Origin of the sequence: Mesorhizobium sp. B2-4-12, from assembly GCF_006441575.1 — a bacterium.
Lineage (GTDB): Bacteria > Pseudomonadota > Alphaproteobacteria > Rhizobiales > Rhizobiaceae > Mesorhizobium.
The window spans coordinates 1-19,869 of sequence record NZ_VFVC01000065.1 but is presented as its reverse complement, the minus strand read 5'-3'; the positions used below and the strand labels follow the sequence as shown (position 1 = coordinate 19,869).

Annotated in this window: 19 protein-coding genes and 1 pseudogene; 9 read left to right on the top strand and 11 right to left on the bottom strand. The window is 63.7% G+C overall.

Features of this window, described 5'->3' with window-relative positions; genetic code table 11:
- Positions 1–99: 99 nt before the first annotated feature.
- Positions 100–522, top strand: a complete 423-nt coding sequence (locus FJ934_RS26055) for a DUF1062 domain-containing protein (protein WP_140613285.1) — start codon at positions 100–102, stop codon at positions 520–522.
- Positions 523–582: 60 nt separating this feature from the next.
- Here the strand turns inward: FJ934_RS26055 and typA are convergent, their stop codons facing one another.
- Positions 583–2,412, bottom strand: a complete 1,830-nt coding sequence (typA, locus tag FJ934_RS26050) for a translational GTPase TypA (protein ID WP_140613284.1) — start codon at positions 2,410–2,412, stop codon at positions 583–585.
- A 196-nt stretch (positions 2,413–2,608) separates the two neighbouring features.
- On the opposite strand from typA, the gene FJ934_RS26045 reads away from it, so the two are divergent.
- Entirely contained in the window at positions 2,609–2,890 is a 282-nt protein-coding gene (locus FJ934_RS26045; RefSeq protein ID WP_246671640.1) for a hypothetical protein, read from the top strand.
- A gap of 30 nt (positions 2,891–2,920) precedes the next feature.
- Here FJ934_RS26045 and FJ934_RS26040 read toward each other — a convergent pair whose 3' ends face one another.
- Complete coding sequence (locus FJ934_RS26040; RefSeq protein ID WP_140613282.1) at positions 2,921–4,495, bottom strand: alkaline phosphatase; 1,575 nt, start codon at positions 4,493–4,495, stop codon at positions 2,921–2,923.
- Between the two features lie 262 nt (positions 4,496–4,757).
- A complete protein-coding gene (locus FJ934_RS26035) occupies positions 4,758–6,041 on the bottom strand; it encodes an MFS transporter (protein WP_181165775.1) in 1,284 nt (427 codons plus the stop codon).
- Between the two features lie 74 nt (positions 6,042–6,115).
- Between FJ934_RS26035 and FJ934_RS26030 the strand changes: the two genes are divergently transcribed.
- Positions 6,116–6,733, top strand: coding sequence for a TetR/AcrR family transcriptional regulator (locus tag FJ934_RS26030; RefSeq protein WP_140613280.1), 618 nt, complete (start codon positions 6,116–6,118; stop codon positions 6,731–6,733).
- Between the two features lie 284 nt (positions 6,734–7,017).
- On the opposite strand, the gene ppa is transcribed toward FJ934_RS26030, so the two are convergent.
- The 5 genes from ppa to FJ934_RS26005 all read right to left on the bottom strand — a co-directional run bounded on the left by ppa (position 7,018) and on the right by FJ934_RS26005 (position 10,743).
- Complete coding sequence (ppa, locus tag FJ934_RS26025) at positions 7,018–7,551, bottom strand: inorganic diphosphatase (RefSeq protein WP_135900105.1); 534 nt, start codon at positions 7,549–7,551, stop codon at positions 7,018–7,020.
- Between the two features lie 199 nt (positions 7,552–7,750).
- On the bottom strand, positions 7,751–8,257 hold the full coding sequence (locus FJ934_RS26020) for a GNAT family N-acetyltransferase (RefSeq protein ID WP_140613279.1): 507 nt from the start codon (positions 8,255–8,257) through the stop codon (positions 7,751–7,753).
- A 174-nt stretch (positions 8,258–8,431) separates the two neighbouring features.
- On the bottom strand, positions 8,432–9,070 hold the full coding sequence (locus FJ934_RS26015) for a TPM domain-containing protein (protein ID WP_140613278.1): 639 nt from the start codon (positions 9,068–9,070) through the stop codon (positions 8,432–8,434).
- Positions 9,071–9,079: 9 nt separating this feature from the next.
- Entirely contained in the window at positions 9,080–9,931 is an 852-nt protein-coding gene (locus tag FJ934_RS26010; RefSeq protein ID WP_140613277.1) for a YgcG family protein, read from the bottom strand.
- A gap of 167 nt (positions 9,932–10,098) precedes the next feature.
- Entirely contained in the window at positions 10,099–10,743 is a 645-nt protein-coding gene (locus FJ934_RS26005; RefSeq protein WP_140613276.1) for a LemA family protein, read from the bottom strand.
- A gap of 160 nt (positions 10,744–10,903) precedes the next feature.
- On the opposite strand from FJ934_RS26005, the gene FJ934_RS26000 reads away from it, so the two are divergent.
- From FJ934_RS26000 to FJ934_RS25975, 6 genes and pseudogenes are all read left to right on the top strand, one after another.
- Positions 10,904–11,155: a hypothetical protein gene (locus FJ934_RS26000; protein ID WP_140613275.1), complete on the top strand. Its 252-nt coding sequence runs from the start codon at positions 10,904–10,906 to the stop codon at positions 11,153–11,155.
- 14 nt (positions 11,156–11,169) lie between these two features.
- Entirely contained in the window at positions 11,170–12,054 is an 885-nt protein-coding gene (gene pdxY / locus FJ934_RS25995) for a pyridoxal kinase PdxY (RefSeq protein WP_140613274.1), read from the top strand.
- Positions 12,051–12,821: a DUF429 domain-containing protein gene (locus tag FJ934_RS25990; protein ID WP_140613273.1), complete on the top strand. Its 771-nt coding sequence runs from the start codon at positions 12,051–12,053 to the stop codon at positions 12,819–12,821. Before pdxY ends, FJ934_RS25990 begins: the two co-directional genes overlap by 4 nt.
- Before the next feature lie 197 nt (positions 12,822–13,018).
- Complete coding sequence (locus tag FJ934_RS25985; RefSeq protein WP_140613272.1) at positions 13,019–13,663, top strand: carbonic anhydrase; 645 nt, start codon at positions 13,019–13,021, stop codon at positions 13,661–13,663.
- Positions 13,660–14,089 (top strand): annotated as a pseudogene (locus tag FJ934_RS25980) (nuclear transport factor 2 family protein). Before FJ934_RS25985 ends, FJ934_RS25980 begins: the two are co-directional and overlap by 4 nt.
- 89 nt (positions 14,090–14,178) lie before the next feature.
- Positions 14,179–16,233: a M3 family metallopeptidase gene (locus FJ934_RS25975; protein WP_140613271.1), complete on the top strand. Its 2,055-nt coding sequence runs from the start codon at positions 14,179–14,181 to the stop codon at positions 16,231–16,233.
- Positions 16,234–16,405: 172 nt separating this feature from the next.
- Here the strand turns inward: FJ934_RS25975 and FJ934_RS25970 are convergent, their stop codons facing one another.
- The 3 genes from FJ934_RS25970 to FJ934_RS25960 all read right to left on the bottom strand — a co-directional run bounded on the left by FJ934_RS25970 (position 16,406) and on the right by FJ934_RS25960 (position 19,673).
- On the bottom strand, positions 16,406–17,887 hold the full coding sequence (locus FJ934_RS25970) for a M81 family metallopeptidase (RefSeq protein WP_140613270.1): 1,482 nt from the start codon (positions 17,885–17,887) through the stop codon (positions 16,406–16,408).
- 80 nt (positions 17,888–17,967) lie between these two features.
- Entirely contained in the window at positions 17,968–18,792 is an 825-nt protein-coding gene (locus FJ934_RS25965) for a carbohydrate ABC transporter permease (protein WP_140613286.1), read from the bottom strand.
- Positions 18,793–18,803: 11 nt separating this feature from the next.
- Entirely contained in the window at positions 18,804–19,673 is an 870-nt protein-coding gene (locus FJ934_RS25960; protein ID WP_140613269.1) for a sugar ABC transporter permease, read from the bottom strand.
- Positions 19,674–19,869 lie beyond the last annotated feature (196 nt).

The window sequence follows — 19,869 nt, the reverse complement described above, 5'->3', positions numbered from 1 at the left end:
GAGAAAACTGTTACCTATCTATCCGGTTCAAAGTGTTACCCATCTATCGGCTGGACACCGGCAGGCGGATGAGGGGCAGCGCCGGCGGTCGAAGAATGGATTGAGCCGAGCGCGCCCTCCCATCGAGCGCTCTTACGGGCGCTCGAAAGCAACGATCCGGGGCTGGCGCGGCGCCACGCCTTCGACATCGTCGCCCTGCGCGACAAGGTGGGACGTGTCGAGGAGTTTCCCGATGTCGCCGTGCCCAAGCAGGCGGTTGGAGAGACGACGGAAACCGCGACAGCGTTGGAACTCTGGCTTGGGTTCGAAATGCCGACGTCGCTCCGGCTCGACCGTCTGCTCGCCAACGAACTCGGCATCTCGCGATCAAGGCTTCAGGCGCTGGAAGAGCGGCGATTGCTACTCGTCGATCCAGGCGGCGCAAAAGCCCTGCGCAAGCCGGCTCGCGAAGGAACGACGTTGCGTATCGACCTGACCGGCGAACCTGATCGACAGGTCATTATCGCGGCAGCCCTCAGATGAAAATGAAAAAGGGGCGGCGCACTGGTGTGCCCCACCCCTTTTCAAATGGAGGAACGGAAATTACGCCGCGCCGACCGCCTTGGCCGACTTCTCGAAGCGCTTGCGCTCGTTAGGGTCGAGATAGAGCTTGCGGAGGCGGATGGTCTTCGGCGTCACCTCGACCAGTTCGTCGTCCTGGATCCAGGCCAGGGCGCGTTCCAGCGTCATGCGGATCGGCGGCGTCAGCTTGACCGCCTCGTCCTTGCCGGCGGCGCGGATGTTGGTAAGCTTCTTGCCCTTCAGCACGTTCACTTCGAGATCGTTGTCGCGGGAATGGATGCCGATGATCATGCCCTGATAGACCTTGACGCCCGGATCGATGACCATCGGGCCGCGGTCTTCCAGGTTCCACATGGCGTAGGCGACCGATTCGCCCTGCTCGTTGGAGATCAGCACGCCATTGGTACGGCCGGGCAGCTCGCCCTTATAGGGCTCATAAGCGTGGAACAGCCGGTTCATCACGGCGGTGCCGCGCGTGTCGGTCAAAAGTTCCGACTGGTAGCCGATCAGGCCACGCGTCGGCGCGTGGAAGACGATGCGCTGGCGGTTGCCGCCCGAGGGGCGCAGTTCCACCATCTCGGCCTTGCGCTCCGACATCTTCTGCACGACGACGCCGGCATGCTCCTCGTCGACGTCGATAACGACTTCCTCGACCGGCTCCAGCAGTTCGCCGTTCTCGCCCTTCTGCATAACGACGCGCGGCCGCGACACGGCGATCTCGAAGCCTTCGCGGCGCATCGTCTCGATCAGCACGGCGAGCTGCAATTCGCCACGCCCGGAAACGAAGAACGAATCCTTGTCGGGCGATTCCTCGATCTTGAGCGCGACATTGCCTTCGGCCTCGCGCAGCAGGCGGTCGCGGATGACGCGGCTGGTCACCTTGTCGCCTTCGGTGCCGGCCAGCGGACTGTCATTGACGAGGAAGGACATGGTCACCGTCGGCGGATCGATCGGCTGCGCATGCAGCGCCTCGGTAACGCTCGGGTCGCAGAACGTGTCGGCGACGGTGCCCTTGGACAGACCGGCAATGGCGACGATGTCGCCCGCCTGGGCTTCCTCGATCGGCTGGCGCTCGAGGCCGCGGAAGGCGAGGATCTTGGAAATGCGGCCGGTTTCGATCTGGATGCCGTCATGGTGCAGCACCTTGACCGGTTGGTTGGCCTTCAGCGTGCCGCTCTCGATGCGCCCGGTGATGATGCGGCCAAGGAAGGGATTGGCCTCCAGGATGGTACCGATCATCCGGAACGGGCCGGGATGAACGGTAGGCGCCGGCACATGCTTGATGACGAGGTCGAACAGCGGCGCGAGCTGCTGGTCCTTGGGGCCTTCCGGATTTTCCGACACCCAGCCGTCGCGGCCCGAACCGTAGAGGATCGGGAAGTCGAGCTGCTCGTCGGTGGCGTCGAGCGCGGCGAACAGGTCGAACACCTCGTTGACCACTTCGACATGGCGGGCGTCCGGCCGGTCGATCTTGTTGATGACGACGATCGGCTTCAGGCCGACCTTGAGCGCCTTGCCGACGACGAACTTGGTCTGCGGCATCGGGCCTTCGGCGGCATCGACCAGCACGATGGCTGAATCCACCATCGACAGGATGCGCTCGACCTCGCCGCCGAAATCGGCGTGTCCCGGGGTGTCGACGATGTTGATGCGGGTGTCCTTCCAGTCGACCGAGGTCGCCTTGGCGAGGATGGTGATGCCGCGCTCCTTTTCGAGGTCGTTGGAATCCATGGCGCGCTCGGCGACGCGCTGGTTGTCGCGGAAAGAGCCGGACTGCTTCAGAAGCTGGTCGACAAGGGTAGTCTTTCCATGGTCGACGTGCGCGATGATCGCGATATTACGGAGTTTCATGTTCTGGTCTCGGGAGCGTTGCAGGCAGCAGGCCAAAGGCGCTGCCTCTTTCGGTTGCGCGGCTCATACAAGGTTTTTCGCATTTGCGAAAGAGGACGCATGACACCAAATCCTCATCAAATCTTAAGCATCCTCGTGTGAAATGATTTTGTTAACCAAGGCGGGAACCTTTCATGGCCCGGGCAGTTCGAACGTGATGACCGACAAACTCAACCGTTTTTGGCCGCTCGTCGCATCTGCGGCTTTCGCCACGCTGCTGGCGGCCAACGCCGCGCAGTCGGCCGCGGCGCTGAAGGAAGCACGGCCTGTTCTTCCGACAGATACTTCTTCGGCCCAACAGGTCTTCGCCGACGCGCCCGATGGCGTTGACCCCGTGGTGACCGGCCCGGTCAGCGCCGCTTTCAAGCAGCGCCAGGACGCCGCCAATTGCGACGGCGCCGTCTGGCCGAACATTCCGATGGTCTGCTACCCGGATTGACGGCTGCTTCAACGGCCGTCCCGGGTCGCCTCACGCAGAGCGCACAGGGTCGAGCGTGACCTTGTAAAGCTCGTTGTCGTCACGATCCATCAACCGCACCGTCAGCTGCTCGGTGGCGCCGGATATATCGACCAGGCCGAAGAACTGCAGCCCGGCTGACGGCGGCAGGTTCTGGCCCTGCTCCGCGCTCGGCGCCTTGATGAATTTCAGCTCGGGGCCGAAGGTCATGTCGAAATCGTTAGGACCGAAGGTGCCGGCATGGATCGGGCCGGAGACGAACTCCCAGAACGGGTTGAAATCCTGGAACTGTGCCTTGTCGGGATTGTAGTAGTGGGCTGCCGTGTAGTGGACGTCTGCAGTGAGCCAGACGGTGTTGGTGATGCCGGCGTTCTTGATGTAGCGCAACAGGTCGGCGAATTCGAGTTCGCGGCCTTTCGGCGCGCCATTGTCGCCATTGCTGACCGCTTCGGCGCCAACCTTTTTGGTGCCGTCGTCCCAGACCACGAGGCCGAGCGGCATGTCGGCGGCGATGATCTTCCAGGTCGCCTTCGAGTTCGTCAACTCGCGCTTCAGCCACTTCGTCTGCTGTTCGCCGAGCATGCGCGACTGCGGCGTCATGGTGTCCTCCATGTCGGGGCCGTTGGGGCCGCGATAGGAGCGCATATCGAGGAAGAACACGTCGAGCAGCGGTCCGTGAGCGATCTTGCGATAGACACGACCCGGCTCCGATGGCTCGTAGCGGATGGTTGTCATCTCGTGGAAGGCGCGCGCGGCGCGGGCCGCCAGCACGTGGATGGATTTCTCCTTGTAGCGATCGTCGGCGCTAAGGTTCTTCGAATCCGACCAGTTGTTCAGCACTTCATGGTCGTCCCACTGGTAGAAAGTCGGGCAGATGGCGCTGAGTTCCAGCACGTTCTTGTCCGTCATGTTGTACTTCCACTGGTCGCGATATTCGTCCAGCGTCTCGGCCACCTTGCGCTTGCCGTCGATGAGAACGACGTTCTTCCACTTGCCGCCGCCGGGCAGGTCGACTTCGTCCTTCATCGCGCCATCGGCATAAATGGTGTCGCCCGAATGCAGGAAGAAGTCCGGCGTATGCTTGGCGATGGTGGAGTAGGTCTTCATGCCGGTCTCGTCGATGCCCCAGCCCTGGCCGGCGGTATCGCCCGACCAGGCAAAGCGCACGTCGCGCTTCGAGGACGGCGCGGTGCGGAAACGACCGACGATCGGCTCGGAGATGGCATTGATGTCGGAAAGATCGGCCGCCGACATGCGGTAGAAGATGTCCTGGTCGGAGGCGAGGTCGGTGAGCAGCCGCTTGACCGTATAGTCGCTGGCCGGCGACGTATCGAGCGGCGCCAGCTTCGTCGCATTGGCGAAGCTTTCCGTGGTCGATACTTCGAACATGACGCGCGCGGGGCGGTCGGTACGGGTCCAGACCATGCCGCTGACGGCGTCGACATCGCCGGACTGGACGCCATGGGTGAAGGCCGGACGCTGGCTGGCGCGGGAATAATAGGGCAATGCGAGCCCCGAGGCGCCGAGCAGACCGGCCGCGCTGGCCGAAGTGACGAAGGCGCGGCGGGTCATCGATAACTTCTTCATGGCTGTCTCCTGGATGGCTTTGAACGATGCCACCAAGCTCTGGCCTGAATGTTTCAGGCACATTTCGGAACCATGAAGTTTTGACAACAGCTGCCAATCTCCCCCATCGAGGGGGAGATGTCGCCAAAGGCGACAGAGGGGTCGCCTCGCGTGAAGTGCTAACCTTCATCTGCCGCGGAACGTCGGCGTCCAGTCGAACCGACCCCCTCTGGCCGCTTTTGCGGCCATCTCCCCCTCGAGGGGGGGAGACTGGCGTCCCGCCTCAAGCCGCTTGCGGCTCGGGATCGAATGCCGGCCTGTCGGTGTTGATCAGCAGTGAGATACAGGCCGCCGCGATCGCCGTCATGCCGGCGATCAGGAAGGCCAGCTCGTAATTGCCCTGCAGCTCGCGCATCGTGCCGCCGAAGGCAGCGGCGGTGGCAGCCCCGACCTGATGGCCGGCGACGATCCAGCCGAACACGATCGGCCCACTGCGATCGCCGAAAGCCTCGTTGGCGAGCCGTAGCGTCGGCGGCACGGTGGCGATCCAGTCGAGGCCGTAGAGCACCGCGAAAATGATCAGGCTGGTCGCCGAGAAGCCGGAATAGGGCAGGTAGATCAACGACAGGCCACGGATGGCATAATAGACGCCGAGCAGCTTGCGCGGGTCGTAACGGTCGGTGAGCCATCCTGACAGCGTCGTGCCGATCAGGTCGAAAATGCCCATCATCGACAACAAGCCGGCGGCCTGCACCTCACCGATGCCCATATCGCCGCAGAAGGCGATCAGATGCGTGCCGACCAGCCCGTTGGTGGTGAAGCCGCAGACGAAGAAAGTGGCGAACAGATACCAGAACACCCTTGTGCCGGCGGCGCGGCGCAACGTGTTGAGCGTGTGCGCCAGGAAATTGCCCTGCGAAGCGGGCGAAACCGGTGGCACGTCGTCGGCTCCGGCACCATAGCGAACCATACCGATCGAGGCCGGACGCTCGGGCACCAGCAGCCAGACCAGGGGCAACAGGCAGGCGGTGGCGACCGCGACCGCGATTGCGACCGGCTTCCAGCCGCCCGATTGTGCCAGGGAAGCGATCAGCGGCAGGAAAATCAGCATGCCGGTGGCGCTGGAGGCCGACATTAGCCCCATGACCAGGCCGCGATTGGTCTTGAACCAGCGGTTGACGATGGTGGCGCCGAGCACGCTGGCGACGGCGCCAGAGCCGATGCCGGAGAAGACGCCCCAGGTGATGAACAGGTGCCACGGCTTGGTCATCAGCAGACTGAGCGCGGTCGAGGCCGACATCACCACCAAGGCGGCAAGCAGCGTGCGGCGCAGCCCGATCCGCTCCATCAGCGCGGCCGCGAACGGACCGGTGAGGCCATAGAGCAGGATGCCGACGCCAGCCGCCAGCGAAATGACGTCGCGCCGCCAGCCAAAACTGTTTTCGAGCGGCAGCATCATGACGGCGGGCGCGGAACGCAAGCCGGCCGCGATCAGCAGGCAGAGGAAGATGACGCCGACCACGACGAAAGCGTAGCGCTGGCCAAATGGACGGGATTGGGCTACCATGTTACTGACCGGTACGTTGCAAGATGGGAGCATGTATACGTACCGATCGGTAACATTGTCAATCGAGTCCCATGATGCCAACTGACAAAAATATTGAACTGGCCATCAGCGACGGTCATGCATCGGCGCCGCCGAAGGCCGCCAAGAAGATCCTCGACGTGGCCTATGAGCTGTTCTACCGGCGCGGCATAAGAGCGATCGGTGTCGACGAGATCGTCAAGCGCGCCGGCGTCACCAAACCGAGCCTCTATCGCAGCTTCCCCTCCAAGGACGAACTGGCCGCGTCCTATCTCAGGCAATACGACCTTGAGTTCTGGGAGCGCTTCGACGAGGCCATCGACGCCCATCCGGGCGATCCGCGCGCACAGATCATTGCCTTGCTCACCCGCGTCGGCAAGCGCACGCAGAAACCGGACTATCGCGGCTGCGGCATGACCAATGCGGCCGTCGAATATCCCGAGCGTGGCCATCCGGCACGCGTGGTGAGCGAGGAGAACAAGCAGGAACTGCGTCGCAGGCTGCGTACCATGGCTGCGGCGATGGGCGCGCCAGACGCCGATACGCTGGGCGACGGGCTGCTGCTGCTCATCGAGGGCGCCTATATTAGCGGCCAGCTGTTCGGGCTCGGCGGGCCCGCGCAATCGGTCGCCCGCAACGCCGACCTGCTGATCGAAGCAAGCTTGAAGAAATAAAACTTTCAGGCGCTGCGCAGCCCCTCACCTGCCTGCCGGCATCCTCTCCCCGTATTAGGAGGGGAGAGGGGCGCTCTCATCATCGATTTCGCCAATCGACGGCGTTGCAAAGAGAGCGCCGAGGCAGCGGACGTCCCCTTCTCCCCGTCACTATACGGGGAGAAGGTGCCGGCAGGCGGATGAGGGGCAGCGCAGACGAGACGCGGAGCTTCGCCTAGTCTAGGGCAAGGACAGGCACACCGTCATCGGCGATGTGCCACCCTTCGGCCGGGTCGATAATTAGCCTACTTGCTCGCCTTGGCGCGGTCGACCGCGTCCATGATCATCTTCTTGGCGTATTTGGAATCATGCCAGCCTTCGATCTTGACCCATTTGCCGGGCTCGAGATCCTTGTAGTGCTCGAAGAAGTGCTGCACCTGCTGGCGGGTGATTTCGGGCAGGTGGGTGTATTCGGTGACATTCTCGTAACGCAGCGTCAGCTTCGGCGACGGCACGGCGATGACCTTCTCGTCCTGGCCGGCATTGTCTTCCATGATCAACACGCCGATCGGCCGCACATTGATGACGCAGCCCGGCACCAGCGCGCGCGTGTTGCAGACCAGCACGTCGATCGGATCGCCGTCGCCCGACAGCGTGTGCGGCACGAAGCCGTAATTGCCGGGATAGCGCATCGAGGTGTGCAGGAAGCGGTCGACGAACAGCGTGCCGGCCTCCTTGTCCATTTCGTACTTGATCGGCTCGCCGCCGATCGGCACCTCGATGATGACGTTGACGTCTTCAGGCGGATTCTTTCCGGTGGCTATGGCTTCGATGCGCATGGTTTTGTCCCTCTCTCGGTTGGGAGACCGATAGCGGGCGGCGCAAAATGGCGCAATGCGGCGAATGGTGTTCACGCATGTCAGGCGAGACGCGATCGCGTTCGACGCGTTCAACAATCAGCACAAGATGTTTCAGCGTCGTGATTTTTGCGCGGGATACCTTCTGTAGTCTTCGCCTTCCGCGATTATCCCTCGGCAGTCACTCCCAGATGAAAGCGACCTTCTTCAGCGCTTTCTGCTCGAAGATCTCGACGCCTTCGGCAATGTCGCGGCCGCCGGCGCCGGCATAGAAAGCCAGCGCGTTCTGATTGTCTTCCAGCGCCCACACCACCATGCCTTTCAGGCCATGGTCGGCGAGACGTGCCCTGGCTGCCGAAAACAGCCGCCGGCCTAGACCGATGCCCTGATATTCCGGGCGCAGGTACAATTCGTAGATCTCGCCCTGCTGCTTGAGTTCCCGGGCGCGGTTCTTGCCGATCGTCGCATAGCCGGCGATCGTACCGCCGATCTCGACCACCAGGACGGTCGCGGCGCGGCGAATCGCATTCGCCCACCAGTCGGCGCCGCGGCGGTTGATCATCGATGTCAGCGTGCGATGCGGAATGATGCCGCTGTAGGCGCCGCGCCAGGCCTCGAGATGCACTTCGGCGATGGCGCCGGCGTCGCGCGGTTCGGCTTTGCGGATGTCGATCGTCAGCGTATTCATGATTTGTTAACCATAAACCCGCATCGCCCGATTGCAAAGAGTCAGGGCGGCCCGCCGACCGCTTTCTCGCAATCGGTCCCGACACTGCTGACATTGGACAAAGCCATCTGAGAACGCGTTCAGCCGAGACGCATGACGTGGTTTTCGAGAACCGAAGCGCGGCGGGCGGGCTTTTCAGATTTCGACCAGATGGTCGTCGAGCTCGTTGGTATCGTCCGGCGTGACCGGGAAGTGCTCGGCCAGCACTGCCCCCACCTGCTCGATCGCCTTGACGAAACCGTCGGCAAGCCGGTCGTCGCCGGCATGCGCGGTGAGATCCCGCACGACGCCATCCCAGACCTGCTGGCCGACCTTGTCGTCGATACCCGAATCGGCGACCACCTCTGCATAGCGTTCGGCGATCGACACGAAGATCAGCACGCCGGTGCGCGCCGTGGTGCGATGGACGTTGCGGGCAAGGAACTGCTTGATCGCGTTGGCGTGTGCCGCCTGATAGCGCAGCCGCCGTGGCACCATATGGATGCGCAGGCCGGGCAGCGCCCACAACAGCGCCAGCACGCTGGCCAACGCCAGAAGCTCGGCGATGACGAAATGCGGCAGGCGAATGGCGAGCCACCATGCCTCCAGCCCATAGGCGACGGCGAGGCTGACGATCAGCATGCCGAGTGTCGCCATCAAGGCGGCGGGGGAGAAATAGCCGTCGCTGGCACGCGCCACGACGCAGTAGATCTCGCCATCGGTCCTGGCCTCCGCGGCGCGGATCGCGTCGGCGATGCGTTCATGATCCCGCGGGCTGATCGGTCGTGTCGCCATGCCGTTGCCTCACCAGCCTCCTGACGAACCGCCGCCGCCGGACGAACCGCCGCCGCCCGAAAAACCGCCGCCACCGCCACCCGAAGACCAGCCACCGCCGGAACTTCCGGAAGACCAGCCACCACCGGATGAGGAGCGCCGGCCAGGCTCGAAGGTCATGCCGAGCCAGCGATAACGGCCCGGCCCGAGTTTCTGGCCGAAGATCGGCGGCAGGACGGAAGCCGCGATGCCGCCGAAGAAAATGATCGCCCAGATGCCAATGAAGATGGCGAAGAACAGGTTGTCGGGATTCAACGGCGCCTGCTGGTTGCGCTTGCCTCGCGCTTCGAGTTCCTCCGGATTGCCTTCCAGCACCATGACCATGTCGTCGACGGCCTTGCTGATGCCACCGGAGAAGTCGCCGGCGCGGAAGGCCGGCACCATGTCGTTCTCGATGATCAGCTTGGTGTGCAGGTCGGTCAGCGTGCCTTCCAGCCCGTAGCCGACCTCGATGCGCATCTTGCGGTCATTCGGCGCGACCAGCAGCAGGACGCCGTTGTTCTCCTTGGCCTGGCCAAGCTTCCAGAAGCGGAACAGCCGGTTGGCGTAGGGCTCGATCTCCTCGCCGCCGAGGCTCGGGATGGTGGCGACGACGATCTGGTCGGAACCCTTTTTCTCGAAATCGGCGAGCTTCTGCGTCAACGCTGCTTTGGTGCCGGCATCGATGATGCCGGCGTAGTCGACGACACGCCCGGTGAGGGCGGGAAGATCGGCGGCGAAGACGGTGAGGGGCAGAAGGAGGAGGCAGAGAAGAAGGCCAAGAGTGTTTAGGCAAGCGTTCCTTCGCGCCCCCCTCTGTCCTGCCGGACATCTCCCCCTCAAGGGGGGAGATCGGCCGTAACCACGACCTTCGCCAATCGCCGACATTGCAAGCAGAGCGCCGCCTGCGAAATTGCCAATCTCCCCCCTTGAGGGGGAGATGTCCGGCAGGACAGAGGGGGGTATCAACACGCCAGCGGTCCGTCTTCGCAGAATCAGATGGTAGTCGTTCACCCGCCCTGCTTCGTGCTCGTGCCGAAATCGACCTTCGGCGGCTGCATCTTGTCTTCGGCGACGGTGAAATTGGCGAAGGGCTCGTTGCCGCGGAACCAGAGTGTCGCCCACAGCACCGACGGGAACGTCCTCAGGGTCAGGTTGTAGTCCCTGACCGCCTGGATGTAGTCGCGCCGCGCCACCGCGATGCGGTTCTCCGTGCCTTCGAGCTGTGCCTGCAGCGCCAGGAAGTTCTGGTTGGCCTTGAGGTCGGGATAGGCCTCGGACACGGCGATCAGCCGCGACAGCGCGCTGGTCAGCCCTGCCTGGGCATCCTGGAACTTCTTGAAGGCCTCCGGATCCTTCAGCGTTTCCGGCGTCACGGTGATCTGCGTTGCCTTGGCGCGCGCCTCGACAACCGCGTCGAGCGTGTCTTTTTCGTGCGCGGCGTAGCCTTTGACCGTCTCCACCAAATTGGGGATGAGATCGGCGCGCCGCTGGTACTGATTCAGCACCTCGCTCCAGGCCGCCTTGGCGTTTTCTTCCGCCGTCGGGATCGTGTTGTAGCCGCAGCCGGCGAGCAGCGGCAACACGATTGCCATCATCAGGAAGGCGGGCAGCGTACGGAATATCGATGGTCGGGCAAGGCGCTGGGCAGACATGATGGGTCCCTCGGTAGAAGTTGCATGCGAAGCATTATCACAATCGGCGCGCAAGAAAACGGCTTCGACGGGATGGCTGTCGGCACGGTTACCCTCGGCTGCAAGCCCCTGTGATTGCCCGCGCGAACACGATAAGGTTCGGTCGAAACGGGACATCATCATGGCGGAACGCCAAGACAGCGACACGGAATCGCGCCGTATTCTCGAGCGCGTCGCGCGCGAGACCGATCCGGCCGGCAACTCCTTCGTGGCGAGGACGACGAAAGGCATGCGCGACCATGTCGCGGCGGCCGACGCCGACCGCTCGGACCCAATCGAGGTCTGGGGCACCCGCGTTGGCAGGATACTCGGACTGCTTCTGGCGCTGGGCCTGATGGTCTGGCTCGTGCTTTTCCTCACCCGGGGCAGCTAGGAATCAAAAAGAGAATGAGCGCCGAAAAACCCGACGCACCGCGTGCGGTCATCGTCATTTCCAGCCATGTCGCCCGCGGGTCAGTCGGAAACCGCGCCGCAGTGTTCGCCCTGGAGACACTGGGCTTTCCGGTCTGGGCCGTTCCCACGATCATCCTGCCCTGGCACCCCGGCCATGGGCGGGCGACACGCATCGTGCCGCCGCTCGACCAGTTCAAGGCGCTGATGGCCGACCTCGAGCGGGCGCCATGGCTGGGCGAGGTCGGCGCGGTGCTGTCGGGATATCTCGGTGAGGCCGGTCAAGCCGAAGCCGTCGCGTCACTGGTCGCCGCGGTGAAGGCAAGGACACCCGGCGCCGTCTATATCTGCGATCCGGTGATGGGCGATTCGGGCGGCCTCTATGTGCCCGAGCCCACCGCCGCCGCCATGCGCGACCGGCTGATGCCGATCGCCGATATCGCCACGCCCAACCGCTACGAGCTGGAATGGATGGCCGGCGCGCCGCTGCCCGACCTGAAATCCGTGATCTCGGCCGCGCTCCATGCCGGCCCATCGACGATGCTGGTCACTTCGGCACAGTCGATGATGACTGGCGGAACCGGGAATCTGCTGCTCGACGGCAACCAGGCGCTGCTCGCCGAGCATCGCCTCATCGACAAGCCGCCGAACGGCCTTGGCGACCTCACGGCGGCCGTCTATCTGGCGCGCATCCTCTCCGGTCAGCCGCCGATCAAGGCGCTGCAGTCGACCACGGCGGCGGTCTACGAGATCCTGGCGCGCACCGCCAAGCGCGGCGGCGACGAATTGCAGCTCGAAACCGATTCGCAGAGCCTGTCGCACCCGATGGCGATGGTGCAGCTTCGCCACCTCACGCATCCCGGGCGGGACCGCCGGGCTTGACCACGGCCACCGTCGTGCTTGTCGGCGCCGACGGCTGCAAGGCCGGCTGGATCGCGGTGCGGCGCGATCCGGATGCGGCGCCTTCGGTGAAGGTCTTTGCCAGCTTCGCGGCGCTGCTTGCGGCAGTTCCCGACGACGCTATTGTCGCCGTCGACATGCCGATCGGCCTGCCCGAGTTTTCGAGCAAGGGCGGGCGCGGACCGGAGGCTCAGGTCAGGCCGTTGCTGGGGGCACGCCAGTCCAGCGTGTTTTCGATCCCGTCCCGCGCCGCGCTTTATGCAGACACCGCCGACTTCACCACGATCGATGCCTGGTACGCCGCGCATATCAGGGCAAGCGAGGTCGCCAAGGCTACCTCTGATCCGCCGCGCGGCGTTTCGATCCAGGCCTTTGGCATTTTTTCGAAGATCCGCGAGATCGACAGCTTGCTGATCGCGCGGCCCGATCTACGCGGCCGTGTCTTCGAATCGCATCCGGAAGTGGCCTTCTGCCGGTTGAATGGTGATCAGGCCATGAGTTTGCCGAAGAAGATCAAGGGCAGCATCAATCCGGCCGGCATGGCGGAACGCAAGGTGCTGCTCTGCCGCCACGGCTATGACATGGACTTCCTCGGCCAACCGCCGCCGCGCGGTGCGGCCGCCGATGATTTCCTCGATGCGGCGGTGATGATGCTGATCGCCGGCCGCATCGCCAGCGGCAAGGCCAGGCCGTTTCCGGACCCGCCGCTGGCCGACGGTTTTGGAATACCGGTCGCCATCTGGGCATGACAGTGTCGGCGGACGTCCGATTTTGGCGCATGGCATTTATGGCCAGCCCGCGCAATTCTGCATTGCTCGTAACAGGCTTTTGCCGCTAGAGCCTTTCTCGACCGCAACGCATCGGCCTGAAAACCGAATTCGGGTTTCGGAAAGCACGATGCGTAAAGCAGAATTTGAGCTGCCGCCTCCAACACGGAAAGCCGCCTATGCCTCATCTTCCCGACCACCTTCTCGCCGGTTATCGCAATTTCATGAACGGCCGCTACCTCACGGAGAGCGGCCGCTATCGCGAGCTCGCGCGCGAAGGGCAGGCGCCGGAGACGATGATCGTGGCCTGTTGCGATTCGCGCGCGGCGCCCGAGGCGATCTTCGACGCCGGACCCGGCGAACTCTTCGTGCTGCGCAATGTCGGCAACCTGGTGCCGCCCTACGCGCCGGACGGCGAGTTCCATTCGACCTCGGCCGCGCTCGAATTCGCGGTGCAGAGCCTCAAGGTCAAGAACATCGTCGTCATGGGCCATGGCCGCTGCGGCGGCATCCGTGCCGCGCTCGACACCACGTCCGCGCCGCTGTCTCCCGGCGATTTCATCGGCAAGTGGATGAGCCTGATCGCGCCGGCCGCGGAGACCGTCGCCTCCAGCACATTGATGACGGCGACGGAGCGCCAGACGGCGCTGGAGCGCATCTCGATCCGCTATTCCATCGCCAATCTCAGGACCTTCCCTTGCGTCTCGATCCTGGAGGGCAAGGGGCGACTGTCATTGCACGGGGCCTGGTTTGACATTTCGACCGGCGAGCTCTGGGCGATGAACAAGGAGACCGGCGATTTCGAGCGGCCGGTGCTGGAATGAACGGGACGGCGCGCCAGCTGTCGAACGTCCGGTCGGTCAGTCTCACGGCGGCCGCACTGCTGGCTGCGATTTCGGCAGCACGCGCTGACGACGGCGCCATCATCAACCGTTGGTATTCGGCGCTGCTGGTCGCTGACCGCACCGAACTTTCCGAGCTGCTCGCCGACGACGTCCGCATCAAACTCGACGACCTCGGCGTCGTCCAGAGCAAACAGGAATTCATCGTCTCGATCGACGAATGGAAGAGCGCGATTGCCGGCGCTGCGATCCGTCACCGGATCGAGAAGAGCGAGGGCGGCGTCACCACGGTGATCGCCTGCTACGACTTCCCCGACAACGACATGCTGATGCAGGAAACCTTCGCGGTGACCGACAATCACCGCCAGCTCGCAGGCGGCAATCGCCGAAAACTGCGACGGCTACTGAGGCGGATCGGCCAACTGTCATATTGCGGGCTCGCGGGCAGCGCCCTACATCGGTGACACCCTCCCTTTGACGCCAGCGAAAGACCCTCCATGTCCTCCACGAAAGCCGTCGACCTCGCCGCCCATCCGCTGACCGCGTGGCAGGGGCCGCTCGGCCTGCCTGATTTCACCCATATCGGCGACGGCGACTTTTCCCCGGTCTTCGACGCGGCGCTGCAGGCGCATGAGGCGGAGATCGACGCGATCGCCTCCAATAAGGATGCACCGACGATCGAGAACACGCTTCAGGCGCTGGAACTCGGCGGCGAGGCGCTCGATCACGTCTCGTCGATCTTCTGGTGCCGCGCAGGCGCCTACACCAATGAGGACATCCAGGCGCTGGAGCGTGACATTTCGCCGAAGATGTCGAGGCATTTCTCGGCAATCTCGATGAACGAAAGGCTGTTTGCCCGCATCGACGATCTCTACCACCGCCGCGAGAGCCTGGGGCTCGATGCCGAGACGCTGCGCGTGCTGGAAAAGACCTGGAAAGGCTTCGTCCGTTCAGGCGCCAAGCTCGATGCCGAGGGCAAGAAACGGCTGGCCAAAATCAATGAAGAGCTGTCGTCGCTCGGCACGACTTTCGGCCAGAATGTGCTGGCCGACGAGCGCGACTGGGCGCTGTTCCTGGACGAGGCAGACCTTGCCGGCCTGCCGGACTTTTTGAAGAGCGCCATGGCCGAGGCCGCCGAAATGCGCGGCCAGAAGGGCCGTTACGCCGTCACCCTGTCGCGCTCTATCTACGAGCCGTTCACGACCTTCTCGGAACGCCGCGACCTGCGCGAAATAGCCTTCCGCGCCTTCACCATGCGCGGCCAGAATGGCGGCGTCACCGACAACACGTCCGTGGTGCGCGACATGCTGAAGCTGCGCGCCGAAAAGGCGAAATTGCTCGGCTATGCCTCCTTCGCCGCCCTGAAGCTCGACGACACGATGGCCAAGACGCCGGAGGCGGTGCATGCGCTGCTCGATCCGGTTTGGGAAAAGGCGCTGCAGAAGGCCGCCGCCGACCAGAAGGAACTGGAGCGGCTGGCCGCCGAGGCCGGCAGCAACGAAAAATTCGCCGCCTGGGACTGGCGTTTCTACCAGGAGAAGCTGCGCGCCGAGAAATTCGCTTTCGATGAGGCGGAACTGAAACCCTATCTGCAGCTCGACCGGGTCATCGACGCCTGCTTCGACGTGGCGACACGGTTGTTCGGCATCAGCTTCGAAGAGAAAAAGGGCATTGCCGCCTGGCATCCGGACGCGCGCGTGTTCGTGGTGAAAAATGCCGATGGCAGCGAGCGCGGCCTGTTCCTGGCCGATTATTTCGCGCGGCCCTCGAAGCGTTCCGGCGCCTGGATGAGCGCGCTGAAGTCCGGCTACAAGCTTGGCCACGGTTCGAAGCCGGTGATCTACAACATCATGAACTTCGCCAAGCCGTCCGTGGGCGAGCCCGCATTGCTGTCGGTCGACGAGGCGAAAACGCTGTTCCACGAATTCGGCCACGCGCTGCACGGCATGCTGACCGATGTCACCTGGCCTTCGGTCTCCGGTACCTCGGTCAGCCGCGATTTCGTCGAACTGCCCTCGCAGCTCTACGAGCACTGGCTGACGGTGCCGGCGGTGCTGGAGAAGCATGCGCTGCATGAGAAGACCGGTAAGCCGATGCCGAAGGCACTGCTCGACAAGATGCTGGCCGCGCGCACTTTTGGCGCCGGCTTCGCCACGGTCGAATTCACCGCCTCGGCGCTGATGGACATGGCGTATCACGCCAGGCCGGACGCGCCTGAAGCACCGCTTCGATACGAGGCCGAAACGCTGGAAAAACTAGACATGCCCGACACGATCGCGATGCGTCACCGCACCCCGCATTTCGGCCATGTCTTTTCAGGCGACGGCTACTCGGCCGGCTACTATTCTTACATGTGGTCCGAAGTGCTCGACGCCGACGCCTTCGCCGCCTTCGAGGAAACCGGCGATCCCTTCAATCCCGCTCTGGCCGAGCGGCTGCGGAAGAACGTCTACGCCGCCGGCGGCTCGAAGGATCCGGAAGAGCTCTACACCGCGTTTCGTGGCAAGATGCCTTCGCCCGATGCGATGATGATCAAGCGGGGGCTCGTATAGCGCTGGTAATCTCCTCCCTCGTGGGGGAGATGGCCGCGAAGCGGCCAGAGGGGGTCGTTGCGCGTGGAGCGCTGGCCTTTCCTTTTGCCGTTGCATGGCGTCGTGGCAGTTCGGGCAACCCCCTCTGTCGCCTTCGGCGACATCTCCCCCTCAAGGGGGGAGATCATCAGCGTCACCTCCCCGCGCCCCAAGGATCCGCCACCCTTGGCCACACCGGCCGCTTCAGCTTCTTGTAATCCGTCACCGCCGGATTGCTCGGATAGGAACTCGGCGCCGTGACATAGATGATCTCGGCGGCGATCGGCGCGAAGCCGGCGTAGAAATGGTTGGTCGACTTGATCAGGAGCATGTCCTTGCTCAGTGGATCGACGCCGATGTTGGAAAAAATGTCCGGCTCGAAGGTCTGCGTGCGGTTGGTGTTCAGGATGACGTCGACCTCGGTGCCTTCAATGCGCACCACCGCTGCCGGCCCCAACGTCACCCGGCTCGGCCCGAAACTCTGCCAGCCCTCCGGAACCGCCTTCAGCACCTTGACGCGCGCGTCGATCGGCTCGCCCCCCTGAGGTCCAGCCTTGCCGCCGAAGCGCAGGTCGATGACCGCGCCCTCGCCCGCCGCCAGGCAGAAGGTCACGGCGATCGGGTCCCAGATCGTCGCCACACCGACCTTGTCCAGGCCGCGCACCAGCATCTGGCGCAGCACGAATGTGCCGTCGCCGGGAACGCCGCCGCCGGGATTGTCCCAGATGTCGGCGATGACCACGGGCTTGCCGGGATTTTCGGCGCGAACGGCCAGCGCCCGATCGAGACCGTCGGCGGTGGAGAGCATCGTCATCGCCGTCTTTTCGCGCATCGCGTAGAGCTCGCGCCCCAGCCGCTCCGCCAGCGCATCGCCCCTGGCTTTGTCATTGTCGGTGATGACAAGAATGCGCGTGCCCATTTCCGGCACGTCGGCGGCCATGAAGCCATGGACGACCGACACCGACAGCACGCCGTCCTTGCCGTGCAGCGCCTTGATGCGGTCGACGAAGGACCGCATCGGCTCGCGGCTGGTCGGCAGCACCTGGATCATGCGGCAGTCGAAGGTCGAGATGACGGGCTTGATCTCGCCGCGCGCGGCGGCAAGGCCGAGCTCGACGACATGCTCGCCGCGCTCGTAGAAGTCGGTGTGCGGGAATTCGAGAAAATAGGCCATGATGTCGGACGCCGCCACGCGCTTCGGCGTCAGATGGCTGTGCGGATCGAACTCGGAGGCGATCACCACGTCAGGTCCCACGATCGCCCGCACGCGCTCGAGCAGGTCGCCCTCGCAGTCGTCATAGCCTTGCGCCACCATGGCGCCATGCAGGCCGAGAATGACCGCATCGACCGGCAGCGCCGCCTCGAGCTGCCCCAGGATCTCGTCGCGCAATGCCTCATAGGTCTGGCGCTGCACCAGCCCGCCGGGCTCCGCCCAGGTGGCGGTGCCTTCGACCACTGTCAGGCCTTCGGCGGCCGCGCGCCGGCGCAAGGCGATGATCGGCGAGGAGCACAGCGTCGGCGTCTCCGGATGCTTGCCCGGTCCGGCGTAGAACGCCATTTCGAACGAGGCCCGGTCGGTCGGCACCGGCGAGAAGGTGTTGGTTTCCGTCGCCAGCGAGGCGGTGAAGATGCGCATTGAAACTCTCCGTGGACAGCTACGGCTATTATCTCCAGCAATTCCGGATGGAAAACCGCTGAGCACTTTTCCTGGAATTGCTATTTTACGGCCCCGAGCGCCAGGCCCCGCACGAGGTAGCGCTGCAGCCAGATGAACAGGATCGCCACTGGCAGCGTCGCCAGCAGCGTGGCGGCCATGACGTGGTGCCACTCGATCGTGTAGCGGCCGGCGACCAGCGAGAACACCTGGATCGGCAGCGTGTAGCTCTCCTGGCTGCGCAGCATGGTCAGCGCCACGACGAACTCGTTCCAGGCATTGATGAAGGTGAAGATCGCGGTCACCGCGATGGCCGGCAGGCAGAGCGGCAGGAACACCTTGCGCAGGGTGAGCCAGCGGCTGGCGCCCTCCATCCAGGCGGCCTCCTCGAGATCGCGCGGAATGGTCTCGAAATAACTCTGCAGCATCCAGACGGTGAAAGCGACATTGAAGGCCATGTAGATGAAGCCGAGCGCGGTCGTCGATTCGACCAGCCCCCAGGCCGCCATAAGCCGGAACAGGCCAAGCACCAGCACGATCGGCGAGATCATCTGCGAGATCAAAAGGAACTGGCGGAAGACACCGTAGCCGGCAAAGCGAAAGCGCGACATGGCATAGGCGGCCGGAACGGAGATGAGGATGGCACCGATCGTGGCGATAACAGACACATAGAGCGAATTGGCCAGCGCCTGGCCGAAACCGGTCGCCACCCACATGTCGGAGAAGTTGGACCAGCGGAACTCGCTCGGCCACCATGTCGGCGATAGCACTTCGGTCCGCGGCTTGACCGCGGTCAGGAACATCACCGCGAAGGGAAAGAGCGTCACCACGATCAGCGGCGCCAGCAGCAGCCAGGCGATGATCGTGCGCTTCAATTTGGCCGTCATGAAGCCATTTGTCATGCGCGTTGCTCCCGCATCGCCAGCCGCACATAGATCATGGTGAAGATCAGCAATATGGCGAACATCACCAGCGACACCGCCGAAGCCTCGCCCAGTTTGCCGATGCGGAAGGCGAGCTTGTAGAGGTGGGTGACCAGGATATCGGTCGAATTGGCCGGCCCGCCCTGCGTCATCACCCAGATGATCGGGAAGGAATTGAAGACGTAGATCGTGTTGAGCACGATGGCGATGTTGATGAACGGCTTCAGGAGCGGAAAGGTGATCTCGCGGAACTGCTGCATTGGCGTTGCTCCTTCGAGCGCCGCCGCCTCATAGAGATCGTCCGGGATCGACGACAGGCCGCCAAGGAAAATCGTCGTGGTGAATGGCACCGTCACCAGTATGCCGATCAGCACCTGCATCGGAAACGCCGTTTCGGCGCTTGCAAGCCACTGGACGTTATGGTCGATCAGGCCGAGCCCGATCAGCGCCGAATTGAGCATGCCGCTTTCGCCGCTCAATGCCCAGCGCCAGACCACAGCCGTCATGGTCAGCGACACCGCCCAAGGCAGCATGATGATGACGCGGGCCAGCCCGCGACCATGGAAATCGGTGTTGAGGATCATCGCCACCGGGATGGACAGCAGCAGCGCACCGCCGACCACCAGCACGGTCCACAGCCCGGTGCGCCACAGCGCGGCGACGAAGTCGGGATCGGCAAACAGCGCCGAGAAATTAGCGAGGCCGCTGAACTCGTGCAATTGCCCGAAGCGATTGACGTCATGGGTCGATATCTGGATCAGGTCCCAGACCGGCCAGAAGATGACGACCGCCGCCAGGAACAGGCTGGGCAAGGTCAGGAGATAGGGCAAGGTACGATTTTGCATCGGCTGGCCTGTACCGCGTTGTGAGGCATCAGCAGCGCTGGTTTGCCAGCTGGACTAATTCTGATCTGTTCTTCGCTCAGTTTCGAACTCTTTCCCGGCGTCGGCGCTGCCCCTCACCTGCCTGCCGGTGTCCAGCCGATAGATGGGTAACACTTTGAACCGGATAGATAGGTAACAGTTTTCTCCCTCATGATGG